Source organism: Novosphingobium sp. FW305-C-30-35, assembly GCF_058783135.1.
On sequence record NZ_JBYSYJ010000001.1, the window covers coordinates 3,050,832 to 3,067,388 of the forward strand.

Consider the following 16,557-nt stretch of genomic DNA (forward strand, 5'->3'; position numbering starts at 1 on the left):
CATGAACAGGCTTAAGCTTTTCACAGCTATCTCTTCCGTTGTCGTTTCGGCTCCGGTCCAAGCCCAGAGTACCAGTGACTCGGCAGACTTCGCGGTCGTCGGGACTGTTCCGGCAATCTGTGTCGGTGGCTCGGTGACGGAAGCCGGTGGCATTTTCGACCTGGGCATTCTCGTCGATACGACCACAGGTCTCCTCCGCTCCGATCTCAGTGCACCTTCCCAGGTGCTGGCGGGGAGCTTCTGTTCGTCACGCAGTTCGATCGCGGTTACTGCCACGCCCGTAGTTGCGCAGACATTCACGGCCAATGCGCCGACGGGATTCTCACGCAGCGTTGATTTTACAGCGACGGCGGCAGGCTGGACGACAGTTCCAGCCAGCTTCAGCACCGCTTCGGCAAGCAACCCTGCAGCGATCCAGCAACGGACGACGGCCTTCAGCGGACCGATCACCGTGGGAATAGCTGACTTCGCGACCACCGGTGGAAGCGGCCTGCGCCTCGTCGCCGACACCTCCTATCGCGGCACGGTTACCGTGGCGCTGACGCCGGAAAGCTGAAGCATGGCGCGCTGTTCCATCATGTTCGCCATCGCGGTCTTGCCGCTGGGCACGATTCCGGCCGCCGCGCAGGAGACGGCGAGCGCTCGGGGGCTCCCGGTCACCGGTTCTGCGCCGCAGATTTGCACGCTTGCTGGCGGCGAACTGCAGGCAGGTCAGCTCGTCAACTTCAATGGCATTTCGGGTGACACTCTGCAGGTAACACAACTGCTGGATCAGCAGACGCTCGCTGCCCGCCCGGCGAGCGCCACCGTGTCATTCTCGGCCGTCTGCAACTATCCGCATCAGATCCGCATCCAGTCCGAAAATAATGGTTTGTGGCCCACCGATGGACGGCAAGCCACCGATGCACCGGGATTTGCGACGGCCTTGCCTTATGATGCCAACCTCACCTGGGGCAATTCTTCCGGTCAAATCCAGATGGATGCCCGCATTCGCAGCAATCGCGAGGAGCGTATCGACGTTGACCAGGCGACAGCGGGAATTGTCACCTTGCGCCTTGCCATTCTCGCCGGAGCATCCAATGGCGGCGTGAATGCGCCCGTACTTGCCGGAGTTTATGGCGATACGCTGCGCATTACGCTGGAGCCGAAATAATGCGCTTCATGCTCATAACCGCGGCCCTCGCGCTTGGCGTCTCAGCCAATGCCCAAGAGGCGGATCGCGCAGCTCGAGTGCTGGAACTCAGTGCGACTGCAGGTTCGGCCTGTGTAATCAGCACCCCCAGAGCAAAAGCCGTAACTAACGCCAACTTCCAGGCGACGGGTGACGGCAATGCCACGGTTGGGTTGACGCGCCTGGTTGATCCCAACACCGCTCTGCCGAGGGGGGCCAGTTTCGAGCTCGAAATTTCAGCCACCTGCAATGCCTCGCACCGGGTAACCGCAGCGTCGGGCAAGGGCGGGTTGGGCAGGATCGGAGCCGCCGGCACGCAGGCGCAGGGCTTCGCGGATCTGTTGCCCTACACGCTGCGCCTCGACTGGGCCGGGGCCAGTCAGGAGCGAAGCAGCAACGCAGGCATGCTGACCTTGGCGGTGGCGAATGGCGCGACGGGCAATCTCGCTCTTCTGGTCAACACGCCCGATGGCGGCACGCCGCTGATTGCCGGCGACTACGACGACACGATCGTCATTCAGCTGCAGCCAACTGATTGAATCTATTGCCTGCGGGCTGGGGGAACTTCACGTGAAATCGAATGTCTCGTTTATGTCTGCTGCTGCCGTTTCGCTGCTGCTGCCGGCTGCCTCGACCATGGCGATGACGGTGCAGCCAGTCGTGATCGATCTCAAGACATCGGGACGTGACATGTCGCAGGTCATCACGGTCGAGAACACGTTCGCCAGCCCGCTGCCGGTCGAGCTGACTGTTCAGGAACTCCGCCTGACCGAGACGGGCGTTTCGCCGACCGGCAAGGACCCCGGAGACCTTCTCGTATTCCCCCCGCAAGCTCTTATTGAGCCGGGCCAGACGCAAACCTTCCGCGTCCAATACGTTGGCGACCCTGCTCTGGCTGGCAGCAGGCACTACTACGTCACGGTCGCACAGCTGCCGGTAAAGTTGCCTGAAGGCCAATCTGCAATTCAGATACTCTACAATTTCCAGGTCCTCGCCAGCGTTTCGCCTGCCGGTGTTAAGCCGAAGCTGGAAGTCACAAGCGCCGAAGTTGGCAAGGATGGCGCTGGCAAGCCGGTTGCGGTCGTGACCGTTGGAAATGCTTCAGCCGTCCACGGTTACTTGAGCGGTAGCAAATTGCGCATTGTTGAAAAGGATGCCGCAGGAAAAGAGCAATTCAGGCGCACGCTTTCCGGTCCTGAAATCCAGCAGACAATCGGCTTCGGCCTCGTGGGCGGCAACCAGACCCGCAAGGTGACCATTCCTGTCGAATTGCCGCTCGCCGTTGGCACGGTTGAAGCGACGATCACACCGGAGGGCTAAGCTCATGCAGGGGCGGTCGCGGCAGATCTTCGCAATAGGAGCCAGCTTGCTTTTTGCGGGCAGGGCTCCTGCCGTCTGGGCGGACACGCTCGAACCAGGTCACGACGGCGCCGGGATGCGCGTTCCTCTGGCTCCAGCGACAAAGCTGGCGGCGGCCAATCTGGCAGATCAACTGCCCGCTCCGGCATTTCGCTCGCAGAAACTCAATCCGACGGGACGCGCTGTGGTTCTGACGGTCCCTGCAAAGGACGGTGGGAGCTATCTCGGCGACGTTCCGGTGCAGATCGATGTCGACGACCGCCTGACATTTCCGGCCGCTCGCGTCGTACAGCTTCTTTCCGAGTTGCTCGCGCCAGACGTGCTGGAAAGTCTGCGGACGAGCTTTGGTGGCAAGACGCAAGTCAGTGCAGAAGATCTGGCGCCTGTTGGCATTGGCGTGGATTACGATCCACGCACGCTCGAACTGCGATTCAGCATTCCCACTGAGAGGCGCGCGTCGCGGGCCGTTTCGGTCTCGGCGCTTGATCGATCGCGTGTTGGCGAACTTCTGAAGCCGGCAAACTTCAGTGCCTATGTCAATCTCCGGAGTTCGCTGGACCTGGTGGAGGATGGGTTTGGCCAGGGACTGCGCCAACCGGTCATGCTTGTCGATGGCGCGCTACGCCTCGGCCCGATTGTGGCGGAAAGCGATGCGATCTGGCAGCCGGGAGCGTTGGGTGGCGATTTCCAGAGGCTTGGCAGTCGTTTCGTGTTTGATGACACCCGGCACCTGGTGCGCATTTCTGCGGGCGACCTTGAAGCGCAGGCACGTGGCTTCCAGTCTGCACCGGACATCGCCGGGATCTCGTTCTTTCGGTCCTACAGCGTCCTCAATCCTCAACAAGTCGTGCGTCCGCGTGGTGACCGTGCTTTTCGCCTCGACCGCGCGTCTACGGTTGAGGTTATCGTCAATGGCCAGCAGGTCCGCCGGCTGCAACTCGCGCCAGGCAACTACAACCTGCGAGACTTCCCATTCACGCAGGGCGGCAATGATATTCGGCTGAACATTCTTGACGACACGGGGCGTACGGAAGTCGTCCAGTTCAACCTTTTTGTCGATCAGACCCAGCTGGCCAAGGGCCTGAGCGAGTTTGGCCTCTACGCTGGCGTGAAGGCTCCATTCGGATCGCGCGGGCCCAGATACAGCGATGACTGGATCGTCTCGGGCTACTATCGCCGAGGGCTGACCGATGCATTGACTGTTGGTGTCAATTTTCAGGCTGACGCTGATAGCCGAATGGGCGGGGTCGAAGCCGTGGTCGGCACGCCGTTCGGCACGCTTGGCACAAATGTATCCTTCAGCAAGGTTGACGGCGTCGGGTCGGGACATGCCTTCAACGCCACGTTCCAGCGTCTTATCCAGCGACCGAGCGGCCTTGGCGATACCTTTAACCTTTTTGTCGAACGGCGGAGCCGCCGCTTCGCTCCGGTCTCGTTCTTCCTCCCTGACAATCCCTACAAGTACGAGCTGGGTGGCGGTTACACCCATGCCTTCACCACAAGCTTCTTCGGAGGCGCCGATGTTCGCTTCTCCAAAGGCCGCACTGGCAGGCCCAACGTTCAGAACTACCGTCTGAGTGCGGGTTGGCGGTTTTCAGACCGCGCAACGCTGAACGCAGAGGCGCGCTACCAGGAAGACACGCTCGGTCGGGAGTTCAGCGGATTTGTCTCGCTCATTGTCCGTCTGGGACGCTATTCCACTGTCCGCTCCGACTTTGACACCCGCGACAACCGCTTCCGCGCATCTTATCAGACTCTAAGCGGTAGCGGCGTTGGCAGCTACAACGTGACAGCCGATGTCGAACGCTCGGACAACGGGGCAGGCGTCTCGGTGAACGCCAATTATTTCGCCAATCGCGCGGAGCTTGGCTTTAGCCACTTCGGAACATACACGCGCGGTTTCGGCGACAGTCAGAACCAGCGCAGCACTTTCCGCTTGGGCACCTCGCTGGCCCTTGCCGATGGTGCAGTTTCGCTTGGCCGCCCCATCTTTGACAGCTTTGCGATCGTGCGGCCGCACCGAAGCCTTGGCAAGGCTGACATCGTGGTAGACGCGTCAACCTTCGGCAACGCTGCAAATAGCGGTAGCTTGCGCTCGGCCACGATGCCAAGCCTGCCTTCCTATTCCGAGCGCACGGTGCCGCTTGATGTACGGAATGCGCCTCCTGGCACAGACATTGGCCAAGGTTCCTTCCGCGTATTCCCATCCTACCGCAGCGGATACGTCGTCACCGTCGGCTCTGACTATAATGTCACAGCCCTCGGCATCATGCTCGATCTTGATGGCCAGCCGGTCTCGTTGGTCAGCGGAACGGCCACGGAAGTGGCACACCCGGAGCGTCCCGCGCAGACCGTGTTCACCAACCGCCAGGGCCGCTTCGGCGCGACCGGACTGGCGCCCGGAAAATGGCGCGTCGAAATGCTCGATGCTGCGCGCTCCACATTCGAAATCGAAATCCCCCAGAAGGCTACGGGAGTTGTCCAGCTTGGGGAGATAAAGGCGGTAGAGAAGAAATGAAAAGTTGGACCGGGATGTCACGCCTACGCACTTTTCTGGCGATGGCTGCAGTTGTCTTGATGGTCACTGCTGCCCAGAGTGCCCAGGCTCAGTCCAACTGCGGTGTTACCGGCAGCGGCGGAAGCACGTCCATCCAGTACGATCCGTTTGCGTCGTCCGGCCTGCAGTCGGTCGATATTCCGCTAACGCTTACGCGCGTTACGGCAGGCGGCGGGAAGAAGACGCAGGAAGCCTATTTCGTGTTGACGAAGCCGGCGGGAAGCCCTGCCTATCAGGTGCAGGCGACCGTGCCGGGTGGCGGTACCTACTTTGACGTGCTGTACGATTCCAACGCGGTGCCAAGCAATCTCCCGACCATTTCCAATATTCAGACCGGCCAGATTGCCGTGCAGTTCGGTGGGGCTGCGCAGCCGGATACGCTACAGATCAACCTGCGGGTAACCGTACCTGCCAACGTCGATCTGACGGCTGGCGGCCTCATCCAGTTCGGAATTCGCTACGTCTGCAAGGGCACGGGCGGTTTGAACGATGTCCTGACGCCGATCGACAGTGCGGCCGCCATCTCGATCAACGTGAATGTGTTGAGCGCACTTCGCGCTAGCTTCGTTGGCACCGCTCTCGATTTCGGCGAGCTTGCCCAAGTTTCGAATGTTCAGGCGCCCACTGTAAAGACTTCTGCGTCAAACCACGTTCGCGTGCAAAGCTCGGGGCCCTACACCGTCACGCTCGGCGTCATGCCGGGCGATGCCCAGCCGTTTGTCCTGACCCCAAGTGGCGCCTCGACGACGGACAGCAGCCAGCAGATCCGCTATTCCGTCCGCTTCCTCGGGCAAAGCCGTTCTCCCACGAGTACGTCGCCCATCAGCCAGACATGCGCACGCGCCGGGATTGGCGATGCGGTCGAAGACCGTCTGCCAGTGCAAGGAACCCTGATCGATGGCGGAGCGACCAAGGCGATCTCCCCGAACTATTCGGAGAACCTGGTCGTCACGATCACTCCGCTCGTTGCTGGATCAGTTGCACCAACGGACTGCGGCAGCATCCCGCTATGAAAGTCAGCGTGGCTCGATGCGGAAGCGGATCGAGCCAGCAGCCTTGCCGTCAGCTTCAATCGCTATCGAGCGCGTTGTTGCAGCGGCGTGGCTCACGTCACTGATAACGACTTCGCCTGAACCATCGAGGGCAATTGTGCGGCCATCAACGATCAGTCGGCCCGCAGCAAGCTGCTTGGAATAGGTCGCTATCACCCGGTAACCTGCACCGTTGTTGCAGAACTCGCGCAGTTCGCTCTTGTTGCCATTGGCGCTGAGCATTGCGCTGGCGCTGTTGTCCACCGCAACGCGGCAAACCAACGGCACTTGTCCAGTGATAGTGATCGATGCGGACCCTTGCGATGCATGCACCGCACTGCCTGCGGCCATTGTACCCAACGAGGCAAGCGCCAAGGCCGCCATCCTGCCAGAAATCATGATGCAATCTCCATTAACACTCAGGCATCATGCATCGGTGCCCGCCAACGTCGGGTTCCGGTTTCTGGTTAACAATTTCCGGAAAAGCTTTAGGAATGGCGGGATTCCGACGTTTTTTCTCCGCAACCTGCCTAAGTCTGATTACCTAAGCCGCTCGAAAAGTCTGAACGCGCCTTTCATCCCTGCGGGAACCGCATCCGCCATTCGCGCATAGAGCCAGCGAAGCTGTCGCATCATCGCGCGTCAGTCAGGATCCGGAAGGAAGCCCGCCATGGCCGCTCGCGCATACTGGCAAGGGCAATTGCGCCTTGCCCTGGTTTCGATCCCGGTCGAAATCTATCCGGCCACGCGAAGCGGTGCGGCCATTTCTTTTCACCAGATCCACGAACCCAGCGGCAAGCGCATCCGCTACGAGAAAGTGGCGCCCGGCGTCGGTCCAGTCGATCGCGAGGAGATCGTGAAGGGCTACGAGGTATCACGCGGCAATTACGTTCTACTCGATGACGAGGAGATCGAATCCGTGCGCATCGAAAGCCGCAAGACGCTCGAACTCGTCCAGTTTGTCGGTTCGGACGAAATCGATGTGCTCTATTATGAAAAGCCCTATTTTGTCGTGCCGGCCGATGACCTTGCAGAGGATGCCTACATTGTCCTTCGTGAGGCGCTCAGAAAGACGAGAACTGTCGGGCTGGGACAACTCTCGGCCCGTGGGCGCGAGCAGTTCGTTTCGCTCAAACCGTGCGGGCGCGGACTTATCCTCGAGGTTCTGCGCTATGCTGACGAGGTACAGCGCGCGCACAACTGGTTCCGCGATATTCCCGCACGTGACGCCGACCCCGAGCTTCTCGATCTGGCAGCCAGCCTGATCGAGAAGAAGACGGCGAAGTTTGCGCCCGACAAGTTCCATGACCGCTATGTCGATGCACTCCACGCGCTGATCGAAAAAAAGATCAAGGCGAAGGGGGAGCGCATTATCGAGGATCCCGATGCTGACGAGGCTCCGCGTGGTGGCAACGTTATCGACCTGATGGCAGCGCTCAAGCAATCGCTGGGACACGACGACGAAGACGCCGACGAGGGCAGACCCCGCAAACGCGCATCTCCAACGCGCCGCAAGCGGGCCTGAGCGATGGCCGCCCGCGATCCCCTCGCAGCCTACAACGCCAAGCGCGATTTTACCCGCACGGGAGAACCTTCGGGCAAAAAGGCATCAAGCAAGACTGGCAACCTCTTCATCGTTCAGAAGCACGACGCCACGCGGCTTCACTGGGACTTCCGCATCGAAGTTGACGGGGTACTGAAGAGCTGGGCGGTAACGCGCGGCCCCAGTCCAGATCCGGAGGACAAGCGCCTTGCCGTGCAGACCGAGGATCACCCGCTGAGCTACGCCGAGTTCGAAGGCACCATACCCGAAGGCGAGTATGGCGGCGGAACCGTGATGTTGTGGGATCGCGGGACCTGGGCACCGATCGAGGGCAAAAGCGCGAAGGACCTTGAAGACGGACATCTGCATTTCCGTCTTGATGGCGAGCGGATGAAAGGCGAATGGCTTCTCATCCGCCTGAAGAAGCGGGGCAACGAGAAGCGCGAAAACTGGCTGCTGCGCAAGATCGATGACGCGTTTGCTGCAGAGGGAGATATTCTCGTGGAACGCGCGCTCACCAGCGTGCTTACCGGGCGGACCATGGCCGAAATCGCCGCCGACAAACGTTCGAGTCATTCGCTGAAGGGGAAGCGGGGAGCGGACTTCGCGGCCGAGATGCAAGCAGCAAGCAAGCACAATGCGCGGATGTCCAAGGCCAAGTCACCGCGCAAGAAGCGCAGCAACGCACCACTGTCAGCGTTTCAACCAGTCCAGCTTGCAACATTGGTCGACAGTGTGCCTGAAGGACGCCAGTGGCTCCATGAAATCAAGTTCGACGGCTATCGGGCCCTCATCGCTGCAAAAGGCAAGAATGTAAGGGTGTTCACCCGCAGTGGCCTCGATTGGTCCGAGAAGTTCTCCCCACTGATCTGCCACTTCGCAAGCCTCGATCTGCCTTCATGCCTGATCGATGGCGAGATCACGGCCTCGGACGCCGAAGGCAACCCGGATTTCTCGCGCCTGCAAGCCGTGCTGAAGCGTGGCCATGGCGAACAGGGCGAAGAAGATGCTCTTTCCTTCCATGCATTCGATCTCCTTGAACTTGACGGCGAGGACCTGAAACCGCTGTCCAATGTGGAGCGCAAGCAACGGCTTGCCGGCCTCTTGGCCGACGCTCCTCCGCCAATTCACATCGCCGATCACATCATTGGCGGGGGCGAGAAGCTGCTGGAGGCAATGTGCCGCGCCGGGCAAGAGGGCATCATCGCCAAGCGGGCTGACGCACCCTATCTGCCAAAGCGGACGCAAAACTGGCTGAAGGTCAAGTGCATCCTCCGCCAGGAATTCATCATCGTCGGCATGACGAAATCGAATGCCCGCCGTCGGCCCTTCGCGTCGCTCCTGCTGGCGCAGCGAGAAGCTGACGTATTGGTCTACAAGGGAAAGGTCGGCACGGGGTTCAATGAAGATCTGCTTGATGAATTGGCCGCCCGTTTTGAATCGCTGAGGCGAGAAGACCGCGCGCTCGAAGTGCCCAAGGCCGAAGCTCGCGGGGCGTCGTGGCTCGAACCGGTGCTCGTTGCCGAAATTGCCTTTGCCGAGTTCACCGGCGAAGGCAGGGTCCGCCATGCCAGCTTCGTCGGCTTGCGCGAAGACAAGGAGGCCGAGGACGTGATGCCAGAGAAACCTGTCCGGATCGAGAGCCCGACGGAGATCATCGCGATAAGCAACCGCTCGCGGGTGATCTTTCCCGAGAGCGGGCAGACCAAGGGCAATCTTGCAGACTACTACGCTCAGCTTGCTCCAGCGATGCTCCCGTTTCTCGCCAATCGTCCGGTCAGCCTCGTGCGTTGTCCGCAGGGGAGGGCAAAGCAGTGCTTCTTCCAGAAGCATGATAGCGGCTCGTTCGGCGAACATGTCCATCATGTCCCGATCCGCGAGAAGGATGGCGATAGCGAAGACTATCTTTATGTCGACGATGCTGCGGGCATTCTCACCTGCGTCCAGATGGGCACCATTGAATTCCACGGGTGGTGCGCACGAACCGATGATGTCGAAGCGCCGGACCGCATGGTCATCGATCTGGACCCTGACGAGGGACTTGATTTTGCGGACGTCAAACGTGCGGCGAATGATATCCGGTCACGCCTGTCTGATCTCGGTCTGGTAAGCTTTGCGATGCTTTCGGGCGGGAAGGGCGTTCACGTCGTCGTTCCCCTGCGTCGCGATCATTCCTGGGAGGCACACGCCAGCTTTGCCGAGCGTTTTGCCAAGGCGCTCGGTATGGCCGACCCTGAGCACTACGTTGCCAACATGAGCAAGGCCAAGCGCAAGGGCCGAATTTTTGTCGACTGGTTGCGCAACCAGCGCGGCAGCACGGCAGTGATGCCCTATTCCGCCCGGGCACGCGCCAATGCTCCGGTTGCAGCGCCGATCGATTGGAACGAACTCGACGATTTCGACAAGGCCAGCACTTTCACTATTTCGGACGCAGCCGCCCTGCTGAAGCGAAGCGAGGGCAAGCTGCTGCGAGGATGGGGAGTCGCAGAGCAATCACTTCCTGACGTGTGAGGCTTTCCCGCGCGCGGTAATAATCCGTTACACCATGTTCTCTGGACGTATCAGGCGATCGAACGTCGGTTCGTCGATCAGGTTTAGGGCCAGCGCAGCTTCTCTCAGGCTCAGATTCTCCTGGTGCGCGTGCTTGGCGATCTTCGCGGCATTGTCGTAGCCGATTTCGGGGGCAAGCGCGGTCACCAGCATGAGCGAGCGTTCGACCAGTTCCGCAATGCGCTGTCGGTTCGGTTCGATCCCTTCGACACAGCGTTTGGCAAAGCTTTCCATTCCGACCGCCAGAAGGTGCATCGAGCGCAGCACCGCAGCCCCGATCATGGGCTTGAAGACGTTGAGCTCCAGGTGCCCCTGCATTCCCCCAACGGTCACGGCTTGATGGTTCCCGATCACTTGCGCGCAAACCATTGTCAGCATCTCTGCCTGTGTCGGATTGACCTTGCCGGGCATGATGGAACTGCCCGGCTCGTTGGCCGGAAGCTCCAGTTCACCGAGGCCCGAGCGTGGACCGGAGGCAAGCAGAAGGATGTCATTGGCAATCTTGGTCAGCGCCACCGCCAGCGTCGACAGGGTTCCTGAAAGCTGGACCAGCGCATCGTTCGAAGCCAGCGCCTCGAACTTGTTGGGCGCCGTGCTGAAGGGTTTTCCCGTAAGGTCGGCTACTTCCGCAGCGATCTCTTCGGCAAAGCCAGCAGGTGCGTTCAGCCCGGTGCCAACCGCCGTTCCGCCTTGTGCCAGTCGAAGCAGGTGCAGCTCGATGTGTCGCAGATGATCGTGCGCATTGCGGAGCTGCTGTGCGTAGCCCGAAAACTCCTGTCCGAGAGTCAGTGGCGTGGCATCCTGCAGGTGGGTGCGTCCGATCTTGACCAGACCCTTCCACGCTATCGCACATCCAGCGAGCGCACCGGAAAGCTTGTTCAGGGCGGGGACCAATTCGGCGTTCAGCGCTTGCACCGCCGCCACATGCAGCGCGGTGGGAAAGGTATCGTTCGAGGATTGCCCCATGTTCACGTGATCGTTGGGGTGCACCGGACTCTTGCCGCCGCGTTCACCGCAAAGCATCTCGTTGGCACGACCCGCGATGACCTCGTTCGCATTCATGTTGGTCTGCGTTCCGCTGCCGGTTTGCCAGATCACCAGGGGGAAATGGTCATCAAGTTTTCCGGATGCGACTTCGGCCGCAGCCTGCTCGATGGCGCTGGCAAGATTGCTGGCAAGCCCATGCCGACGGTTCACCCGGGCGGCGGCTTGCTTGATGAGACCCAGCGCATGCACCACCCCCAAGGGCATCCGCTCCATTGAACCGAACGGGAAATTGTCGATGCTGCGTTGCGTTTGTGCGCCCCAGTAGGTCTCGGCCGGCACGCGCACTTCGCCCAGGCTGTCGCTCTCGATACGCTGCATTCGCATCTCCGGTCAGGTTCGGTCGAGCAGTCGCTCCACTGTCTCGTCTGCTGTACCCTGCTTGTCGGTCGATGCACCAACTTCGCGTTCAAGCGCAGATCGCAGTCGGCAGATCTCGTCATCGGTGAGATGTTCGATGCCGACAAAGCCTTCGCGGGCCTTGTCTACCGCACGGATCAGCTCGTCCAGCTTCGCCTGCATGGCGGCAGCATCGCGGTTCTGGCTGTTCTGGATCAGAAAAACCATGAGGAAGGTGATGATCGTAGTGCCGGTGTTGACCACGAGCTGCCACGTATCACTCCACTGGAACAATGGGCCGCTCAAGCCCCAGCCGATGATGATGGCGAGCGCGATGACGAAGGTTGCGGGGCGTCCGGCCCATCCGGAAACCCGGTTGGCAACGGCGGTGAAAGCCTGATCCACCGATCAATCCTTGCGCACGTGCTCTGGCTTGCCTTTGCGACTTGTCGCGGCCAGCTCCTCCAACTCCTTCTCGGTCATCGATTTTTCCATCGATCGAGATGCACCTTTGAGGTCGTCCTTGTCGGTCTCGCCACGTTTGGCCGACAGTGCAGCGCCGGCGGCTTTCTGTTGGGCAGCTGATTTGGCTGGCATCGTCGTTCTCCGAATTGTTCCCGACGTGAACGTTCGGGCAGGTTTGCCGTTCCGAAATCCCGGCCCGCAACTGCGCCGATTTGCGTAGCGCCTGCCGTCGTGCGTGGAGCTAGGCTTCAACTATGGCGGCGGGTTCATCATTGCGACAACTGCTTGGCTCGGGGCGAATTTCCGAGGCTCTGGTCAAGGCGGGAGAGGCGCTTGCGGCCAATCCGCACGACGTCGAGGCCGGGTTCGTTGCCGCAGTTGCTCTGGCGGAGAGCGGGCGCGTTGCCGATGCGCTGAAGGCGATTGGGGCAGTGCTCAGAGCCGAACCCAGCAACGCCGAGTATCTTGCTCAACAGGCGAGATTTTTTCTTCTGGCCCGGCGGGAGGCCGATGCACTTGCCGCGGCGCGGCGGGCAGTAGATGCAGGGAGTTCGGAGCCGCTGGTGCTGGACACGATCGGCTGCGTGTTTGCCCGCCTTGGCGCGCATGACGAGGCGCTGCCCTTGTTCGAAAAGGCCGTGGCGTCTGCCCCGGAAGTGATTGAATTCCAGTTCAATCTTGGCAGCACACTGGGGTTCTTCGGCCGAGTTGACGAAGCTGCCCGCGCCTATGAGGCCATACTTGCGCGCGAGCCCGGTCATGGCCGGGCGCATCTTGCCCTTGCAGGACTGCGCCGAGCCTCCGCCGGGGCTGGAATCGCCCGGATTGCGGCTGCCTTGTCGCAAAATCCCGATCCCGAAGAGGAAGTCAGGCTGCGCTATGCCGCTTTCCAACTCTACGAGGCAGAAGGGCAACTCGACGAGGCAAACGCACAACTCTCCCTGGCCAACGCGAGGCACAGGGCCAACCTCGGCTACCAGTTCGAGACCGATCAGGCGCTGTTCGAGATCATCCGCCGCACCTTCGTCCGCGACCTGCCACTGGCCAACGAAAGCCGCCTCGGCGACGCACCGATCTTTGTCGTCGGACTGCCTCGCACCGGCACGACCCTGGTCGACAGGATCCTGTCCTCGCATGCCGACGTGACTTCTGCCGGGGAGCTTCAGGCCATGCCGCTGGCGGTGAAGCAATTGTCCGGGACATCATCGCGGCTGGTCCTCGACCCGGCGACAGTGGAGGCGAGCCGGGGCGTTTCGGCGCAGAAGATGGGGGAGCTCTATCTCGCTCGTGCGCGTCAGAATGCCGGGGCCTCCGTGCCCCGGTTTACCGACAAGTTTCCTCTGAATTTCCTGTACATAGGATACATCCTCCAGGCGCTGCCGCATGCGAGCATCGTCTGTCTGCGGCGCGGGGCGATGGACAGTGTGTGGAGCAACTACAAGCACCTGTTCGCCTTGGGTTCGCCCTACTATCGCTGGTCCTACGATCTGATGGACACGGCGCGCTATGTGCTTCTGTTCCAGCGCTTGATGGCGTTCTGGCGCCAGCGCTTTCCGGGCCGAATTCATGAGGTTACCTATGAATGGCTGGTTGCGGATCAGGAGACTGAGACCCGCAAGCTGCTGACTCACTGCGGGCTTGAATGGGATCCGGCCTGCCTCGACTTCCACCGGAACGAAGCAGCCGTGTCCACGCCAAGCGCGCAACAGGTGCGCCAGCCGATCAATACGGGATCGGTTGGCCGGTGGCGGGACCATGAAAGGCACCTTGGCGAGGTCATGGAATTCTTCGCCGCGAATGGCATACCGCTCGATTGACCAGACAGGGTTGATGACGAAAAAAGGGCCGCCTGTCTTGCGACGGGCGGCCCAGTCTTCGCAGGAACTCTTGGCGTCCATGGCAGGACAAGCGGCCGGTCTGCTGAAACAGACCGGCCCGATATTCAGAACCTCAGGAAGTACTCGATGCCGACCTTGCGGGGGGCGATGACCGAGTTGCTGTAATAGCGCGAGACGATGCCATCGTTGATGATGCGGCGCGAACGGTCTTCGCCGACCGACGATATTGCGTAAGTGTTGAACAGATTGTCTGCGTAGATGCGGACCTCGTACTTGTCGCGGCGGTAGCCGATCGACGCTCGGGCCAGGAGGTAATCGGGAATGGTTTCGCCCCCGGCGCGGCCACCGATGCGCGAAAGGACTTCGCCCTGGTAGGTGGCGGTAAAGTTGGTCGAAAGAACCGCGTCAGGACCGAGGTTCATGTCGTAAGTCATGCCGAGGCTTGCGGTATGCCGTGCCGTGCCCGGCAGGCGATCGCCATCGAAGACGGTGACGCGAATGTTCTTGGGCCGCCGATTGAGGTTCTGGTTGCGGATTGTCAGCAGGCCGACCACGTCCTCGGTCAACCGTGAGTCATTGTAGGAGTAGCTGCCGGTGATGGTCACCCCGTCGTCCGGCTTGGCATTGAAGGTGGCTTCGATGCCCTTCGATACCGCAGAGCCCCCGTTGGCAGTGATTCCGGCGATGCCGTATTGCGTTTGCGAGGCGAGCTGGATGCCTTCCCACTTGATGTGGTAGCCGGAAATCGTGGTCTGAAGCTTGCCGCCAAACAGCGTGGCGCGGATGCCGATTTCCTTGTTCTGGGTCTTGTCCGGACCGTAGAACTGTTCGTTCGGCAAAGCGCAGGCGTTCTGGACGTCTTCAAGGTCTTCAGGGCAAGGCGGGACGCTGTTTGGACCTCCGATGCGATACCCTTCGCTGTAGGTCCCGTAGACCATCAGGTCTGGCGTGATCTTGAATGACGTGTTGAACTTCCACACCACGCCGTCCTGGCCGGAGTCACCGCCGCCCGTATCAAAGCGCAGCACCGGTACCGGTTCGAGCAGAGGCAGTGAAATGCCACCGTCCGTCTTTGCATCATAATCAAAATAGCGGCCACCGGCGGTAACCTGCCACTGCGGCGTGATCTCGAAGGTACCTTCGCCGAATATGGCCTTTTCGATGATCTTGCTGTTGTTGAAGCTCGCGTACTCGATCGGCTCGGGATAGGCGGGCGAATAGGTTACCGGGCCGAAGTAGAATTCGGGCAGGCCGGGGGTCACTTCTCGGTATGTGCCCTTGGTCTTGCGCTCGTTGTAGAACCCGCCGACCACCCAGCTGAACGGTCCGCCGTGCGTGGAGACGAAGCGCACTTCCTGGTTGAACTGCTTGATGTCGGTTGCCGAGCGGGTGAAGCCCGAGAACTGCGGAAACAGTTCATAGCCATAATCGAGGTCGAGCAGAAGGTCGGTAACGTCTGCTGAACTGCGGATTTTCTGATGCGAATAGGCGGTTGCCGAGACCATCTGGGCAATGTCGCCCAACTCGATCTGGACTTCGCCGCTGACCAGGTGGACCTTGCGCCTTGACGGTTCCAGATAGCGCGAAACCGCTTCGTATCGACCGGTCCCGAAGACGCCGGCGCCATTGACCTGACGACCGTTGGTCGACGTGTCCTGGAAAGCATAGTTGATGTAGATGCCAATGGTTTCCGAGGGAAACAGCGCGAGCGTGTTGCGGGTGGTGAAGGTATGCTCGAAGTTGGCATCCTTGTAGGTATAGAGGTTGGCTGCAATCTGCTCCGGGGTTCCGAGCGGATCGGTGCGCGACGTGGTCGGGCCGCCAGGCTGGGGTAGTGAGACGCCCGGTTCGCGCAACAGCGCGACATAATCGATGAAGCCCGGATCGTTGTAGTACCCGACCGTCGAGCGCAATGCGACCTTGTCGGTAATGATCGGAATGTTGATCGTGGCGTCGGCCTGGAAGCCAGGATCGTCTGCCTGCGCCACGTCATAGACACGGCCGTGGAAGCTGGCCGACCAGCGTGTCGGGTCCGGTCGGTTGGGGATGTAGCGGATAGCACCGGCAAGGGTTCCGACGCCGTACAGGGTGCCTTGCGGGCCAAGCAGCGTTTCAACGCGCGCAATGTCGAGGAGCTTGAAATCCTGGTAGAGCGGCACCTCGCCAAGATAGATGGCGACGGCGTTGTCGGAGTTGTTCCCGGTCACACCGACGTCCGCGGCAGAAAGGCCGCGCATCACGATCGAGCCGGTAGAACGCGGACCGGTGTCGAGGATCGTGAGGCCGGGAGTGAAGGCTGCGAGGCCACGGACATCGTCGATGCGCTTTTCCGTCAGTTCGGCACCACCGACTGCAGTGATGTTGATCGGAACATCCTGGAGAGAAACGGCCCGGCGCGTGGCAGTGACGACGATGGTGCCGCCCTCGCTTGCAGCGTCAGCTTCGGCTGAAACTTCGGCGCCGTCGGCGGCCGGGGCTTCCTGTGCGACAGCAGGAAGAGCCGCGATGCTGGCCAGCGCGCTGGCTGAAAGGAGCGCTGCGCGCTTCAGGGAAAACGTCATGAAACCCTCACTTTGTTGTTTTGTCTCTTGTGGCTTCAGTCACCCTCGCCTTCGGTGCAGCGCTGGCTCTGGCTTGAGCTCTGTTCGCGACGCCGATGC

General features: G+C 60.8%; 15 protein-coding genes. 10 read left to right on the plus strand and 5 right to left on the minus strand.

Translation table 11 applies throughout. The annotated features are described in order from the left end of the window. Nucleotide 1: 1 nt before the first annotated feature. From AC3WLM_RS15150 to AC3WLM_RS15175, 6 genes are all read left to right on the plus strand, one after another. Nucleotides 2-556: a hypothetical protein gene (locus AC3WLM_RS15150; RefSeq protein ID WP_492477827.1), complete on the plus strand. Its 555-nt coding sequence runs from the start codon at nucleotides 2-4 to the stop codon at nucleotides 554-556. 3 nt (nucleotides 557-559) lie between these two features. Beyond that, nucleotides 560-1,153, plus strand: a complete 594-nt coding sequence (locus tag AC3WLM_RS15155) for a hypothetical protein (protein WP_492477828.1) — start codon at nucleotides 560-562, stop codon at nucleotides 1,151-1,153. Beyond that, nucleotides 1,153-1,710, plus strand: a complete 558-nt coding sequence (locus AC3WLM_RS15160; protein WP_492477829.1) for a spore coat protein U domain-containing protein — start codon at nucleotides 1,153-1,155, stop codon at nucleotides 1,708-1,710. Before AC3WLM_RS15155 ends, AC3WLM_RS15160 begins: the two co-directional genes overlap by 1 nt. After that, nucleotides 1,658-2,491 (plus strand): fimbria/pilus periplasmic chaperone, encoded by an 834-nt coding sequence (locus AC3WLM_RS15165; RefSeq protein ID WP_492477830.1) that lies wholly within the window; start codon nucleotides 1,658-1,660, stop codon nucleotides 2,489-2,491. The genes AC3WLM_RS15160 and AC3WLM_RS15165 overlap by 53 nt, the downstream gene beginning before the upstream one ends. 115 nt (nucleotides 2,492-2,606) lie before the next feature. Continuing rightward, nucleotides 2,607-5,048 (plus strand): fimbria/pilus outer membrane usher protein, encoded by a 2,442-nt coding sequence (locus AC3WLM_RS15170; RefSeq protein WP_492477831.1) that lies wholly within the window; start codon nucleotides 2,607-2,609, stop codon nucleotides 5,046-5,048. Nucleotides 5,049-5,089: 41 nt separating this feature from the next. After that, entirely contained in the window at nucleotides 5,090-6,100 is a 1,011-nt protein-coding gene (locus AC3WLM_RS15175) for a hypothetical protein (protein ID WP_062346250.1), read from the plus strand. A 3-nt stretch (nucleotides 6,101-6,103) separates the two neighbouring features. Here the strand turns inward: AC3WLM_RS15175 and AC3WLM_RS15180 are convergent, their stop codons facing one another. After that, nucleotides 6,104-6,361 carry a hypothetical protein gene (locus AC3WLM_RS15180; protein ID WP_492477833.1) on the minus strand — a complete coding sequence of 86 codons (258 nt, stop codon included), beginning with the start codon at nucleotides 6,359-6,361 and terminating at the stop codon, nucleotides 6,104-6,106. Here AC3WLM_RS15180 and AC3WLM_RS15185 point away from each other — a divergent pair. From AC3WLM_RS15185 to ligD, 3 genes are read left to right on the plus strand one after another with little or no spacing between them, the layout of a single operon-like run. Then, nucleotides 6,348-6,731 (plus strand): hypothetical protein, encoded by a 384-nt coding sequence (locus AC3WLM_RS15185; protein ID WP_492477834.1) that lies wholly within the window; start codon nucleotides 6,348-6,350, stop codon nucleotides 6,729-6,731. The two genes, AC3WLM_RS15180 and AC3WLM_RS15185, sit on opposite strands and share 14 nt — an antisense overlap. 57 nt (nucleotides 6,732-6,788) lie before the next feature. Then, nucleotides 6,789-7,643: a non-homologous end joining protein Ku gene (gene ku / locus AC3WLM_RS15190; protein ID WP_492477835.1), complete on the plus strand. Its 855-nt coding sequence runs from the start codon at nucleotides 6,789-6,791 to the stop codon at nucleotides 7,641-7,643. 3 nt (nucleotides 7,644-7,646) lie between these two features. Further along, a complete protein-coding gene (ligD, locus tag AC3WLM_RS15195; RefSeq protein ID WP_492477836.1) occupies nucleotides 7,647-10,172 on the plus strand; it encodes a DNA ligase D in 2,526 nt (841 codons plus the stop codon). A gap of 27 nt (nucleotides 10,173-10,199) precedes the next feature. Here the strand turns inward: ligD and fumC are convergent, their stop codons facing one another. The 3 genes from fumC to AC3WLM_RS15210 are packed head-to-tail and all read right to left on the minus strand — an operon-like array spanning nucleotide 10,200 to nucleotide 12,191. Continuing rightward, nucleotides 10,200-11,582, minus strand: coding sequence for a class II fumarate hydratase (gene fumC, locus AC3WLM_RS15200; protein WP_492477837.1), 1,383 nt, complete (start codon nucleotides 11,580-11,582; stop codon nucleotides 10,200-10,202). Between the two features lie 6 nt (nucleotides 11,583-11,588). Beyond that, a complete protein-coding gene (locus AC3WLM_RS15205; protein WP_039333896.1) occupies nucleotides 11,589-11,999 on the minus strand; it encodes a low affinity iron permease family protein in 411 nt (136 codons plus the stop codon). Nucleotides 12,000-12,002: 3 nt separating this feature from the next. After that, nucleotides 12,003-12,191: a DUF3008 family protein gene (locus AC3WLM_RS15210; protein WP_193826764.1), complete on the minus strand. Its 189-nt coding sequence runs from the start codon at nucleotides 12,189-12,191 to the stop codon at nucleotides 12,003-12,005. A gap of 140 nt (nucleotides 12,192-12,331) precedes the next feature. On the opposite strand from AC3WLM_RS15210, the gene AC3WLM_RS15215 reads away from it, so the two are divergent. Next, nucleotides 12,332-13,876 (plus strand): sulfotransferase family protein, encoded by a 1,545-nt coding sequence (locus tag AC3WLM_RS15215; protein ID WP_492477838.1) that lies wholly within the window; start codon nucleotides 12,332-12,334, stop codon nucleotides 13,874-13,876. 125 nt (nucleotides 13,877-14,001) lie between these two features. Here the strand turns inward: AC3WLM_RS15215 and AC3WLM_RS15220 are convergent, their stop codons facing one another. After that, on the minus strand, nucleotides 14,002-16,458 hold the full coding sequence (locus tag AC3WLM_RS15220) for a TonB-dependent receptor (protein WP_492477839.1): 2,457 nt from the start codon (nucleotides 16,456-16,458) through the stop codon (nucleotides 14,002-14,004). Between the last annotated feature and the right edge of the window lie 99 nt (nucleotides 16,459-16,557).